Annotated in this window: 12 protein-coding genes; 5 read left to right on the forward strand and 7 right to left on the reverse strand. The window is 64.9% G+C overall.

Annotated features, from left to right (window positions below; translation table 11 throughout):
• Positions 1–113: 113 nt before the first annotated feature.
• Positions 114–968: a DUF1499 domain-containing protein gene (locus GDN70_RS29150; protein WP_028144022.1), complete on the forward strand. Its 855-nt coding sequence runs from the start codon at positions 114–116 to the stop codon at positions 966–968.
• A 114-nt stretch (positions 969–1,082) separates the two neighbouring features.
• Here GDN70_RS29150 and GDN70_RS29155 read toward each other — a convergent pair whose 3' ends face one another.
• The 4 genes from GDN70_RS29155 to GDN70_RS29170 all read right to left on the reverse strand — a co-directional run bounded on the left by GDN70_RS29155 (position 1,083) and on the right by GDN70_RS29170 (position 6,509).
• A complete protein-coding gene (locus GDN70_RS29155) occupies positions 1,083–2,006 on the reverse strand; it encodes an MBL fold metallo-hydrolase (RefSeq protein ID WP_028144023.1) in 924 nt (307 codons plus the stop codon).
• A 168-nt stretch (positions 2,007–2,174) separates the two neighbouring features.
• On the reverse strand, positions 2,175–3,389 hold the full coding sequence (locus tag GDN70_RS29160; protein ID WP_028144024.1) for an acyl-CoA dehydrogenase: 1,215 nt from the start codon (positions 3,387–3,389) through the stop codon (positions 2,175–2,177).
• A 128-nt stretch (positions 3,390–3,517) separates the two neighbouring features.
• Positions 3,518–4,594 carry a 3,4-dihydroxy-2-butanone-4-phosphate synthase gene (ribB, locus tag GDN70_RS29165; protein WP_028144025.1) on the reverse strand — a complete coding sequence of 359 codons (1,077 nt, stop codon included), beginning with the start codon at positions 4,592–4,594 and terminating at the stop codon, positions 3,518–3,520.
• Between the two features lie 184 nt (positions 4,595–4,778).
• Positions 4,779–6,509, reverse strand: a complete 1,731-nt coding sequence (locus tag GDN70_RS29170; RefSeq protein WP_028144026.1) for a cation:proton antiporter — start codon at positions 6,507–6,509, stop codon at positions 4,779–4,781.
• A 67-nt stretch (positions 6,510–6,576) separates the two neighbouring features.
• On the opposite strand from GDN70_RS29170, the gene GDN70_RS29175 reads away from it, so the two are divergent.
• Positions 6,577–7,104 carry a DUF3124 domain-containing protein gene (locus GDN70_RS29175; protein ID WP_028144027.1) on the forward strand — a complete coding sequence of 176 codons (528 nt, stop codon included), beginning with the start codon at positions 6,577–6,579 and terminating at the stop codon, positions 7,102–7,104.
• Between the two features lie 119 nt (positions 7,105–7,223).
• Positions 7,224–8,456 (forward strand): PLP-dependent aminotransferase family protein, encoded by a 1,233-nt coding sequence (locus tag GDN70_RS29180; protein WP_028144028.1) that lies wholly within the window; start codon positions 7,224–7,226, stop codon positions 8,454–8,456.
• Positions 8,457–8,466: 10 nt separating this feature from the next.
• On the opposite strand, the gene hpaD is transcribed toward GDN70_RS29180, so the two are convergent.
• Positions 8,467–9,321: a 3,4-dihydroxyphenylacetate 2,3-dioxygenase gene (gene hpaD / locus GDN70_RS29185; RefSeq protein ID WP_152103353.1), complete on the reverse strand. Its 855-nt coding sequence runs from the start codon at positions 9,319–9,321 to the stop codon at positions 8,467–8,469.
• A gap of 18 nt (positions 9,322–9,339) precedes the next feature.
• Entirely contained in the window at positions 9,340–9,612 is a 273-nt protein-coding gene (locus GDN70_RS29190) for a helix-turn-helix domain-containing protein (protein WP_026202606.1), read from the reverse strand.
• Positions 9,613–9,772: 160 nt separating this feature from the next.
• Here GDN70_RS29190 and GDN70_RS29195 point away from each other — a divergent pair, with 160 nt between their 5' ends.
• Both GDN70_RS29195 and GDN70_RS29200 read left to right on the forward strand, forming a co-directional pair.
• A complete protein-coding gene (locus GDN70_RS29195; RefSeq protein WP_028144030.1) occupies positions 9,773–10,228 on the forward strand; it encodes a hypothetical protein in 456 nt (151 codons plus the stop codon).
• A gap of 95 nt (positions 10,229–10,323) precedes the next feature.
• Positions 10,324–10,560, forward strand: a complete 237-nt coding sequence (locus tag GDN70_RS29200) for a hypothetical protein (RefSeq protein WP_038950575.1) — start codon at positions 10,324–10,326, stop codon at positions 10,558–10,560.
• A gap of 216 nt (positions 10,561–10,776) precedes the next feature.
• On the opposite strand, the gene GDN70_RS29205 is transcribed toward GDN70_RS29200, so the two are convergent.
• Positions 10,777–11,595, reverse strand: coding sequence for an aldo/keto reductase (locus tag GDN70_RS29205; RefSeq protein WP_038950576.1), 819 nt, complete (start codon positions 11,593–11,595; stop codon positions 10,777–10,779).
• Positions 11,596–11,810 lie beyond the last annotated feature (215 nt).

Consider the following 11,810-nt stretch of genomic DNA (forward strand, 5'->3'; position numbering starts at 1 on the left):
CCTCCCCCTCCAGGGGAGGGTAAGTCCCTTGAATTTGCCCCCGCGCCGTGGTCTCAACGGCCCATCGTCGCGCCAGATCGGCCGGCATCGCCAACCCCGGCAGAGCTCACTCGATGGCCCGCAGGTTTTCCGCTCCCTATCAGTCGGAGCCCGTGTCCAGCCTCGCGAGCTGGGCGCGCAATCTGGCCGTGTTCGCGGTGGTGGCGGTGGTGGTCTCGATCATCATCGTCCGCTTCGATTTCCTGGAGCCGAAACCGGCGCTCGCGACCTTCTTCGGCGGGCTCGCGATATCAGGCCTGTCGATCCTGTTCGGGCTCGCCGGCTTTGCCGCGATCTGGCAGAACGGCTCGCGCGGCATGGCGCGCATCCTGCTCGCTTTGCTCATCGACGGGGCGATCCTCGCCTATCCCGCCTATCTGGCCTTGCAATATCGCAAGCTGCCGGCGATCTACGACATCACCACCGACCCGATCGATCCGCCGCGTTTCGACGCGCTGGCGCGCCTGCGCACCGGCGAGGGCACCAACACCGCGGTCTATGCCGGGCTCTATTCCGCGGAGCAGCAGCGCCATTTCTACCCTGATATCGAGCCCGTCGAGCTCGAGATTTCCGTCGACCGCGCCTATGCGATCGCGCTGCAACTCGTCAACAAGCGCAAATGGATCGTCATCGACGAGCGTGCACCGCAGCCGCCGCGCCGCATCGGCCGTATCGAGGCGGTGGCGCGCACGCCGATCATGGGTTTTCGCGAGGACATTTCGATAAGGTTCGTGCCGGACGGCGATGATTCCCGCGTCGACATCCGCTCTGCCTCGCGCAATTTCGACAGCGATCTCGGCAGCAATGCCGCGCGCGTCAAGAAATTCATCGACGATCTCAACACCGCTGCCGATGCCGACGCGCTCAAGCCGGTGAAGAAGACGCCGGTGGCGCCGCCGAAGGCGCCGGCAAAGACGGTGAAGAAATAGCTGGCTGTCATCCGGGGCGTGCGAAGCACGAACCCGGAATCCATCGGGCGGCGGAGTTTGTCGATGAATGGATTCCGGGCTCTCGCTTCGCGAGCCCCGGAATGACGGCGAAGGCTACGCGCCAGCCATCCGATACGTCCCGCCAATCACGGGATCGCCCTCGGTCGCGACCACGCCGCGGGCGACCAGATCTTCCAGGTGCGCCAGCACGGAATAGCCGGCGGCCGTCGTCAGCCTCGGATCGATGCCGATATAGATCGCGCGGACCATGGTCGGGATGTCGGTCTCGCCCTTGGCGAGGCGGTGCAGGATCGAGGCCTCGCGCGCCTTGCGATGACGGATCAGGAAGCGCACGAAGCGCTGGCCGTCGGGGATCTCGGGGCCATGGCCGGAGAAGTAGAGATCCTCCTCGCGTGCGGCGAGCCGGTCGAGCGAGTCCATGTAGTCGATCATCGAGCCGTCGGGCGGCGCCACGATCGAAGTCGACCAGCCCATCACGTGATCGCCGACGAAGTTGAACTTTCGCTCCGGCCAGGCGAATGCCAGATGATTGGCGGTGTGCCCCGGCGTCGCCACGGCCTCGAGCCGCCAGCCGTCGCCTTCGACGACATCGCCATGGGCGACCTTGACGTCCGGTGCAAAATCGCGGTCGGCGCCGGATTCCGGATTGTGCTTCTCGCTCTCGAAACGCGGGCGCGAGGCCCGGTGCGGGCCCTCGGCATAAACCGGCGCGCCGGTCGCCTGCTTGATCCGCGCGGTGTTCGGTGAATGGTCGCGATGGGTGTGGGTGACGAAGATATGGCTCACCGTCTCGCCGCGCACGGCATCGAGCAGCGCAGCCGCATGGGCCGCATCGTCCGGACCGGGATCGATGATCGCGACATTGCCCTTGCCGACGATGTAGCTGACCGTGCCGGTGAAGGTGAACGGGCTCGGATTGTTGCAGAGCACGCGGCGCACGCCGGGTCGGACTTCCTCGACGATGCCGGCTTTGAGCGGAAAGTTGCGGTTGAACGGGACGTCGTCATTGTCGGACATGGCTTGCTCATACCTTGCTGACTTCGTCATGCCCGGCCTTGTGCCGGGCATCCACGTTCTTCGCGCGGCCTAAGACGTCGATGGCCGGGTCGTCTCGCGCGAAGACGCGCTTCGCGCTTTTGCCCGGCCATGACGTCGAAGAGTTTCCTGCCGCTTAACCTTACGAGCTCAGAAGAACGCCTGAATGCCCGTGATGGCGCGGCCGAGGATCAGGGCGTGGACGTCGTGGGTGCCCTCGTAGGTGTTGACCGTCTCGAGGTTATGGACGTGGCGCATCACATGGTACTCGATCGAGATGCCGTTGCCGCCGTGCATGTCGCGCGCGACACGGGCGATGTCGAGGGCCTTGCCGCAATTGTTGCGCTTCATGATCGAGATCATCTCGGGCGCGAACTTGCCCTCGTCCATCAGGCGGCCGACGCGAAGCGAGCCCTGCAGGCCGAGCGCGATCTCGGTCTCCATGTCGGCGAGCTTCTTCTGCACGAGCTGGGTCGCGGCGAGCGGCTTGCCGAACTGCTTGCGGTCGAGCGTGTACTGGCGCGCGCGATGCATGCAGTCCTCGGCCGCGCCGAGCGCGCCCCAGGAGATGCCGTAGCGGGCTCGGTTGAGGCAGCCGAACGGCCCCTTGAGGCCGGAGACGTTGGGCAGCAGCGCGTCTTCGGGAACCACGACGCCGTCCATCACGACCTCGCCGGTGATGGAGGCGCGAAGCGAGAGCTTGCCGCCGATCTTCGGCGCGGAGAGGCCCTTCATGCCCTTCTCCAGCACGAAGCCGCGGATCTGGTTGTCGTGCGCGGCCGATTTGGCCCACACCACGAACACGTCAGCGATCGGCGCGTTGGAGATCCACATCTTGCTGCCCGTGAGGCGGTAGCCGTCCGCGACCTTCTCGGCGCGCGTCTTCATGCCGGCCGGATCGGAGCCGGCATCAGGCTCGGTCAGGCCGAAGCAGCCGACCCACTCGCCGCTGGCGAGCTTCGGCAGATACTTCTTGCGCTGGTTCTCGTCGCCATAGGCGTAGATCGGATACATCACCAGCGATGACTGCACCGAGTTCATCGAACGATAGCCGGAATCGACCCGCTCGATCTCGCGCGCGACGAGGCCATAGGCGACGTAGCTCGCATTGGCGCAGCCATATTCCTCCGGCAGCGTAATGCCGATCAGGCCGAGCTCGCCCATTTCGTTGAAGATCTCGCGATCGGTCGTCTCTTCGAGATAGGCCTTGGAGACGCGCGGCAGCAGCTTGTCCTGGGCATAGGCGCGGGCAGTGTCTCGCACCATGCGCTCGTCTTCGGTGAGTTGCTCGTCGAGCAGGAACGGATCGTCCCATTGGAAAGAAGCCGCAGCCGGCTTGTCCTTGGCCTGAGGGCGCACGCTCATGAAACGTCCTTTCGTCTGGTTCCGTCAGAAATTGCCCGACAAACTAAAGCGCCGCGGCAACAAGTGCAATTGCATCCTGGTTCGGTCATTCCGGGTCGCGCAACGGCGCGAACCCAGCAACGGCGTCGTCAGCTCTCGAGCTGTTCGTTGGCGACGATCTCGATGCCGAAGCCCGACAGGCCCTTGTAGTCGTGCACCGAGGAGGTGAGATGCCGGATCGAGGTGACGCCGAGGTCGCGCAAGATCTGCGCGCCGACGCCGACCTCGCGCCACTGGCGGTTGCGGTCTGCCTCCGTCGCGCTCTCGTCGGGCAGCGGGGCGACGGGGACACCGGCAGCGCCGTCGCGCAGATAAACCAGAACGCCACGGCCGGATTTCTTGAAGTGCTCGAGCACCGTCGCCATGCGCTTGTGGCCCGTGAAAGTGTCCTTGACGATGTTCGGCTTGTGAAAGCGCGTCAGCACGTTCTTGCCGTCACCGACGCCGTTATAGACGAAAGCGACGTGGGCGATGGAATCGAACGGCGAACGGTAGGCATAGCCTTGCAAGGGTCCGATCGGGCTTTCGGTGACGAAGGTCGAGACCCGCTCGATCAGCTTCTCGCGCGCCTGACGGTAGGCGATCATGTCCGCGATGGTGACGTGCTTGAGCTTGTGCTTGGCCGCGAACTGCGCGACCTGCTCGCCCTTCATCACGCTGCCGTCGTCGTTCATCAATTCGCTGATGACGCCGACCGGCGGCAGGCCGGAGAGCTTGCAGAGATCGACGGCGGCCTCGGTATGGCCCGAGCGCAGCAGCACGCCGCCATCCTTGGCGATCAGCGGGAAGATGTGGCCGGGCCGGGCGAAATCGTTGGCGCCGACATTGGGATTGGACAGCGCGCGGCAGCAGGAGGCGCGCTCCTCGGCGGAGATGCCGGTGCCGCCATCAGGCTTGTAGTCGATCGACACCGTGAAGGCGGTGGTGTGCGCGGAATCGTTGTGGGCCACCATCGGATCGAGCCGCAGGCGGCGCGCGTCCTCGGTCGTCACCGGCGCGCAGACGATGCCTGACGTATGGCGGATGATGAACGCCATCTTCTCGGCGGTGCAGAGCGAGGCGGCGACGATCAGATCGCCCTCACCCTCACGGTCCTCGTCGTCGGTGACGACCACGAGCTCACCCCGGGCAAAGGCCTGCAAGACTTCCTGAACGCTATCGGGCATGTCCCAATCTCTATCGGTTATGCCGGGAGGCTTAGCCGGACTTGAGCCGGGGCGCTAGTGTCCTGGACGCAACCGCATATTCCGGGCAGCGGGCCATCGGAGGCCAGCCTTGCACCCCAGCCTTGCACCGAAGATACCAGGGATATAGGCGCAGACGGCCGGAGCGGAAGGCGGCCGAGCGCCGTCAGGGCAGCACTTCGCGGCGTTCGCCGAGCCGCTGGTCGAGCTCGGCGCGCTTGTCGGCCAGAAGGCCGGCCTGCGCGGCCTCAATGACCGTGAACAGCTCATGAGCGTCGCTGAGCCGGGTCACGGTGACGTAGCTTGCGCCGGCCGCATAGAGCTCGTCCACGTCCGACAGGAGATCGGCCGTGGCCACGATCAGGGCGGTCGGATTGAGCGCGCGGACGTGGCGGACCAGCTTCTCGTTGCTGGCGCCCTTCAGCAGCGAATCCGGCACGCTGAGGATGATCATCTCGGACTTGCCGACGCCGGCATGGAGCAGCGTATCCGCGCTGCTGATGTCGCCATAGATCACGTGCAGGCCGCGCGACAGCAACGTCTGGTACACATTGGGGTTGAAATCGACCACGGTGATCTGCTCGAGCAGCACCGGCGTCTGCCGTTCGATCTCGGCCAGCAGCGCGCTCGCCGCACGGAAAAAACCGAGGATGACGATACGGCGGGCCTCGCCATGGCCGCCCTCGTGCCCCTCCTCGGCATGGCCGTTGCCGTGATCGAGGTCGCGCAGGCCGATCCGCTTCAGGGGGCCGATCGCCCAGCGGGTGATCTCGTCGCTGCGGCTCATCGCAAAGGTCGAGAGCACCGCGAGCACCACGAAGGCGAAGGAGGCGGCATTCGCCGTCTGCGCTGCGATATGGTGATCGGCGACGCCGGTCTGGATCACCACCAGCGAGAACTCGGAGATCTGCGCGAGGTTCAGCGCCGGCAACAGGCTGGCGCGCAAGCCCTGCTTCATCAGATAGAGCGGCGTGAAGGTGGTGACGAGGCGGCTCACCACCGTGAAAGCCGCGATCATCAGCGCCAGCCCGATCACGGAGAGGCCGGGGACGGGAATGGTCATGCCGAGTGCGACGAAGAACAGGGTGATGAAGAAGTCGCGCAGCGTGGTGACCTTGGCGGTGACGTCGAGCGCGTAGGGAAAGGTCGAGAGCGAGACGCCGGCGATCAGGGCGCCCATCTCGCGCGACAGCGACAGCCGCTCGGCGGTCTCGGCGACGAGAAAGCACCAGGCCAGCGCGCCGAGCAGGATCAGCTCGGGCCGCCGGGCGATCTGGTGGAACAGCCGCGGCAGCACGTAGCGGCTGACCAGCAGAGCTGCGGCGACCAGCACCGCGACACGGCCGATCGAGAGCAGGATGACGCTGGCCTGCAGATTGGCAAGGCTCGGCTGCACCGCCAGAAACAGGATGGCGAAGATGTCCTGGAGCACCAGCACGCCGAGCGTGATGCGTCCTGGCAGCGTGTCGAGCTCGCGTTTCTCGTAGAGCACCTTGACGATGATGACGGTGCTCGACAGCGCGCAGGCGACGCAGAGATAGACCGCATCGAAGTGCCCGCCCCCGAGTGACAGGCCGATGCCGACGAAGAACAGGACCCCGAGCAGGCAGCCGCCGAGGAGCTGGCCGCCCGCCGCGAACAGGATCACCTTTCCCGCCCGCACGATCTTCTTCAGATCGATCTCCAGGCCGATCATGAACAGCATGAAGATCAGGCCGAGCTCGGAGATGACGCCGATCGATTCCTGCGAATGGACCCAGCCCGCGCCGAATGGACCTATGCAAAAGCCGGCGATAAGATAGGCCAGAATGAGCGGCTGTCGGGAGAAATGGGCGAGCAGGCCCAGCATCCAGGCAAACAGAATACAGAGAGTGATGTCGCGAATGAGCTCATGCATGCCAAATTGGTCCGTTTTGCCGCACCCTAGAGGCGGGTTGCGGCGCGGCAAGCGAGCAATTCGTCACATGCGAAAAGGGCTGTTCGCAGCAATGCTGCTATGTCCCCTCGCCTTTGCCGTGCCCGCCGTCGCACAATCCAAGGTCAATATTGAACAGAACTTTGCCGATTCCCTCACCGCGCTGCCGAAGGAGGAACTCGCAATCTCCGGTGGATTCTACGTGCCTGCCTATTCCAGCGTCGCAATGAGCCAGGGCAAGCTGCGCGTCGACTTCTCGGTGACCTTGAGTGTTCACAACGCCTCCGAGACCCAGCCGCTGGTGATCAAACGCATCGCTTATTTCGACACCGCAGGCAAGCAGGTCGAGAGTTATCTGAAGGCGCCGGTGGCCGTGAGGCCGCTGGCCACCGTCTCGATCTTCATTCCGACCGACGACGTGCGCGGCGGGACCGGGGCCAATTTCCTCGTCGACTGGGCCGCGACAGGCGAGATCGCCGAGCCCGTGGTCGAGGCCCTGATGGTTGGCGGCGTCGCCAATGCGCATTACGCTTTCATCAGCCAGGGCCGTCCGACTAGGACGGCCACAAAGAAGTGAGTCCGTCCGACCCGGACGGCTAGCAAGAAGTAAGGCCGTCCGACCCGGACGGCCGGCAAGACACAAGGCTGGCCGGCGCAACGCCGGCTGGCTCAACAAGAACAAAACGAGGAACGCCCATGACGTCCAGCTTCGATTTCGCACCCCTGTTTCCGGCAGGGCTGCCGGCCCCTTCTGCGCGCTGGACCGGCCTCGCCAAATACAGTTTTGTGGGCGGCAATAACGATTCCGAACAGGTGCCGCTCGACGAGTTGATCGAAGCGACCAACACGGTGCTGCGGCGAGAGGGCCGGTCGCTCGCCACTTACGGGCTGGCGCATGGGCCGCAGGGCTACCTGCCCTTGCGCGAATTCCTGGTGACCAAGCTCAAGCGCGATGCCGGCATCAACTGCACCGTCGACGATCTCCTGATCGTGTCCGGCTCGCTCCAGGCGCTCGACCTCGTCAACGCGACGCTGCTGACCCGCGGCGACACCGTGATCTTCGAGCAGGACAGCTATCAGGGCTCGCTGACCCGCCTGGCACGGCTCGGCGTCAATGTGGTCGGCGTCCCCCTCGACAAGGACGGCATGCGCATGGACGTGCTGGCCGCGACGCTGGCCGACCTGAAGAGCCGCGGGATCCGGCCGAAATACATCTACACCATTCCGACGGTGCAGAATCCGACCGGCAGCATCATGCCCGAGAGCCGCCGCACCGAGCTGGTACGGCTCGCGACCGAGTATGGCGTGCCGATCTTCGAGGACGATTGCTATGCCGATCTCGTCTGGTCGGGGCAGCGGCCGCCGGCGATTCATGCGATGAGCCCGAACGGCGGCGTGATTCATATCGGCTCGTTCTCCAAGTCGATCGCGCCGGCGCTGCGCGTCGGCTTCATCGTGGCGCCCTGGGAGGTGATGTCGCGGATGCTGGCGCTGAAGACGGATGCCGGCTCCGGCGCGCTGGAGCAGATGGTGCTCGCCGCCTATTGCAAGCCGCATTTCGCGAGCCACGTGCCGGCCCTGACCAAGGCGCTGCGCACCAAGCTCGACACGCTGATGGAGGCGCTGAACGAGCAGTTCGGGACGGCCGCCGAGTTCGAGGAGCCCAAGGGCGGCATCTTCCTCTGGGTGAAGCTGCCCGACCAGGTCGATACGCTGAAACTCTATCAGGCCGCTCTCACCGCCGGCGTCTCGATCAATCCGGGGCCGGAATGGTCGACCAACAAGAGCCATGCCAGCTCGCGCCTCAGGCTGTGTTTTGCGAGTCCGACGCACCAGCAGATCCGCGAGGGCGTCGCCGTGCTGGCCGAGGTCTGCCGCAAGGAATTCGGGGTGCCGGCCCGGAGTGCCAATGTTGAGAAGCGGGCCTGAGGCCGCGGCCTCACGCCTCGACGTGAAACTCCACGTTGACTTGGCCGCTCCCGGAGGACGGAAAATAGTCGCAGAGCTGCTCGGCGGCGCCGCGGTAGTCGTACCAGCCAAGCGCGGCGAACAGCATGATGGTGTCGGCCATGCCGCCTTCGCCGTTGCACTTGGTGGCGTAATCCGGAAGCATGTCGAGGAATTCGCGATAGCGGCGGCTCTGCCACAGCTCGAGCACGCGCAGATCGACCTGACGGTTGAACTCGCTGGCGACCGACGTCCAGGCCTCGGGGCCCAGCTTCTTGTTCGGCCAGAGCCGATGCGAGAGCGAACCGCTGGCGATGATTGCGACGCGTTCACCGGATTCATCGATCGCGCGGCGGGTCGCTTCACCGAGGATCCGGCTCTCCTCGAAGGAGGTGAATAGCGGCGAGGCGACCGAGACGACCTTCGCGAAGCCGTCCCGGTTCAGGTAGTGCATCGGCACGACGGTGCCGTATTCGAGCCCGAGGCTGGCCACCTGATGGGCGATCACGTTCAGGCCGGCGTCCCCGGCCCTATCAGCGATGGCTTCGGCCAGGCGCGTGTCGCCCGGCAAATCGTAGCGCAGATCCTGGATCATCTGCGGCGCCTCGTGGCTCGTGAACGAGCCGCAATGCCGCGCATTGGCATTGATGTGGTAGCCGAAATTGGAGAGCCAGTGGGTATCGAACACCACAAAGCAGGTCACGCCGCGCTCCTTCGCCCGCCGGCCGAGCTCGCGCAAAGACCTGACCGCCGGCTCGCGCGCATCGCGTAACGGGCTGCCGGGTTGCTCCGACAGCATCAGCGATGGAACGTGGGTGACCTTGGCCGCGAGTACGAGTTGCCCCATGGCGGTCACCCCGAAGCGTCAGGCCGCCTGTGGCTGGCTGCCGTGGATCGCGGAGGCCAGCCTCAGCAAGAGGACGATCGAGACGTTGCCCTTGCCGGCCTCGATCTGGGCGATATAGCGCTCGGAAATCCCGGAACGGCGGGCCAGCTCGCGGCGCGACAGGTCGCAGCGCATGCGCGAGGACCGCAAGCGATCGCCCAGCTCGGTCAGAAACGCGGTCTCGGAATAAGGCGGCACGGCGCAGCTCCCCGGCAGCACTTCGCCCGCAAAATCCATGACTTGATTCAGCATTGGTCTATCCAGGTTCGCCTTCGGGAAGTGCCATCCTACGCCGGAAAAGACCGGCCTCATTGACGCGGATCAAATTCGCGAGCGATCGGCGGGCAGCCATGGACGGAAGCGGACGGGATGCTACACTTTGGAATTCTTCGAGGCGGGGTTCTTTCAGGACATGACGCGTTGTTTGAGCCGCTGGATCGCGGCTGCGATGCTGTGGGCGGCGATCACCTCCACGGCAGGTGCCGAGACACTGACCGCGACGGTCGAGCAATGGGGCCTGCTCGGCTCGTGGGCGGTCGATTGCGCGACCGGGCCCGACCGCGACAAGGGCGCGCTCCTGACTTACGAAATCCGGAAGGACGGCCGGGTGATGTACCGGCGCAATTTCGGCGAGGCCAGGGACGAGAACGAGGTGGTGTCGGCCAGGGTCAGCGCCGAGGGCCTGCTCAATGTGATGGTGTACTTCCCTTCGCTGCACCAGGCCCGTGAGTTCGGGCTGCTGCTGGCGAAGGACGGCAGCAGCCTGCGCGCGATCTACAATCGCAGCGAGCGCGGCGAGTACACGATCAGGGACGGCAAGTACGTCGCCACCGGCGCGCCGACGCCGGCGCAGCAACGCTGCGATTAGTCTCCTGAACAGCTGTTCAGAATTCTCCCGCGTTTCCTCCGGAACGTTCGCGCCAATGCGCGGTTTAAATGTGCATTCGATTGGAGGAGGACATCATGAAGAAGCTTGGTTATGTGGTTGCGGCCCTGGGTGCGCTCGTGATCGCGGCGCCGACGCTGGCGAACGCAGAGACGGTGGTGATCAAGCGCGGCGGCTACCACCACCATCATCACGGGCCGTACGGCGCTCGCGCCGAATTCCGCGGCCATCGCGATTACGGCTGGCATCGCGGCCATCATCGCGACAAGGTCGTGGTGATCAAGCGCAGCCATCGCCATCACAACTGGGACTAATGCAGAGCGCATATGGAAATGGCCCCTCACGGGGCCATTTCTCTTGCGCGCAGTCTTGTAGGGTGGGCAAAGCGACTTGTCCGCCATAGCTCGAGGAGCGACGGCGGAAGCGTGCCCACCGCTTCCGTAGTGATCAAGGAGAAGTGGTGGGCACGGCGCAAGGGCGCCTTTGCCCACCCTACGATTATTCTGCGTTCGCAGGGCGTGTTGACGAAGCTAATCCCACGCCGGCGCGAAGCCCGGATTGACGCAGCGGCGGTCCTTTGGCAGCGCCGCGATCTTGTTGCGGTCGGCATCGTCGAGCGTGATTTTCAGCGCATCGAGATTGGCTTGCTGGCTCTCCCGGCGCGAGGCCTTCGGAATCGCGGCGACGCCGTCCTGGTCGAGCAGCCATTTCAGCGCCACCTGCGCAGCGGTTGCGTTGTGCCTGGCGCCGATCTCGGCCAGCACCGGCTCCGAGGCAATGCGCCCTTGCGCGAGCGGACAATAGGCCACCAGCGGGATCGACTTCGCGGCGAGATAGGTCAGCACCTTCGATTGATCGAGCATTGCGTGATATTCGATCTGGTTGCAGGCGATCGGCGCCCTGATGTCCTCGACCACGGTCTTGAGCAGCGCCGTGGTGAAATTGGCAACGCCAATCGCCCGCGTGCGCCCCTCCTGCTTCAGCTTCATCAATGTCTCGAACACCGCACCCCAGTTCGCCGCCTTCGACGGCCAGTGCACGAGATAGAGATCGACATGATCGAGCCTGAGCTTGTTCAGGCTGGTATCGAAGGCGCGGCGGATCGCGTCGGGGCCGAGGTTCTCATGCCAGACCTTGGTCGTGACGTGCAGCTCGCCGCGCGGCAGGCGAGCCGCGGCAAGGGCAGCGCCGATGGATTCTTCGTTGGCGTACATCTCGGCGGTGTCGATGTGGCGATAGCCGATCGACAGCGCGCTCTCGACTGCGGCGCGGCAGGCATCGCCCTGCATGCGGAAGGTGCCGAGGCCGAGCTTGGGCATGCTGATGCCCTGGGTCTTCAGATTGTCCATGAACAGGCTCCTGACGTCGTTCAACCCGCTGGATGCACGCGGCGTTGCCGCGTGGGCAGACTCTTCGGTGATGGAAAAGAGGTGGCGGGAGTGAGGAGCATAGCCCGGCATGGGCAGCGCGGCCAATCAAGATCGGGTTAGCATTGCACGCACGATTCCTCTCAGACGTCATGCCCGGGACGAGCCCGGCCATGACAACTGGGCTCATAATCGCC

The organism is Bradyrhizobium sp. TM102 (assembly GCF_009176685.1).
Classification (GTDB): domain Bacteria; phylum Pseudomonadota; class Alphaproteobacteria; order Rhizobiales; family Xanthobacteraceae; genus Bradyrhizobium; species Bradyrhizobium ottawaense.

Excerpts from the sequence above, each read along its gene's own strand:
- GDN70_RS29150 (WP_028144022.1), top strand. The coding sequence starts at position 114 with ATGGCCCGCAGGTTTTCCGCTCCCTATCAGTCGGAGCCCGTGTCCAGC.
- GDN70_RS29155 (WP_028144023.1), bottom strand. The coding sequence starts at position 2,006 with ATGTCCGACAATGACGACGTCCCGTTCAACCGCAACTTTCCGCTCAAA.
- GDN70_RS29160 (WP_028144024.1), bottom strand. The coding sequence starts at position 3,389 with ATGAGCGTGCGCCCTCAGGCCAAGGACAAGCCGGCTGCGGCTTCTTTC.
- ribB (WP_028144025.1), bottom strand. The coding sequence starts at position 4,594 with ATGCCCGATAGCGTTCAGGAAGTCTTGCAGGCCTTTGCCCGGGGTGAG.
- GDN70_RS29170 (WP_028144026.1), bottom strand. The coding sequence starts at position 6,509 with ATGCATGAGCTCATTCGCGACATCACTCTCTGTATTCTGTTTGCCTGG.
- GDN70_RS29175 (WP_028144027.1), top strand. The coding sequence starts at position 6,577 with ATGCGAAAAGGGCTGTTCGCAGCAATGCTGCTATGTCCCCTCGCCTTT.
- GDN70_RS29180 (WP_028144028.1), top strand. The coding sequence starts at position 7,224 with ATGACGTCCAGCTTCGATTTCGCACCCCTGTTTCCGGCAGGGCTGCCG.
- hpaD (WP_152103353.1), bottom strand. The coding sequence starts at position 9,321 with ATGGGGCAACTCGTACTCGCGGCCAAGGTCACCCACGTTCCATCGCTG.
- GDN70_RS29190 (WP_026202606.1), bottom strand. The coding sequence starts at position 9,612 with ATGCTGAATCAAGTCATGGATTTTGCGGGCGAAGTGCTGCCGGGGAGC.
- GDN70_RS29195 (WP_028144030.1), top strand. The coding sequence starts at position 9,773 with ATGACGCGTTGTTTGAGCCGCTGGATCGCGGCTGCGATGCTGTGGGCG.
- GDN70_RS29200 (WP_038950575.1), top strand. The coding sequence starts at position 10,324 with ATGAAGAAGCTTGGTTATGTGGTTGCGGCCCTGGGTGCGCTCGTGATC.
- GDN70_RS29205 (WP_038950576.1), bottom strand. The coding sequence starts at position 11,595 with ATGGACAATCTGAAGACCCAGGGCATCAGCATGCCCAAGCTCGGCCTC.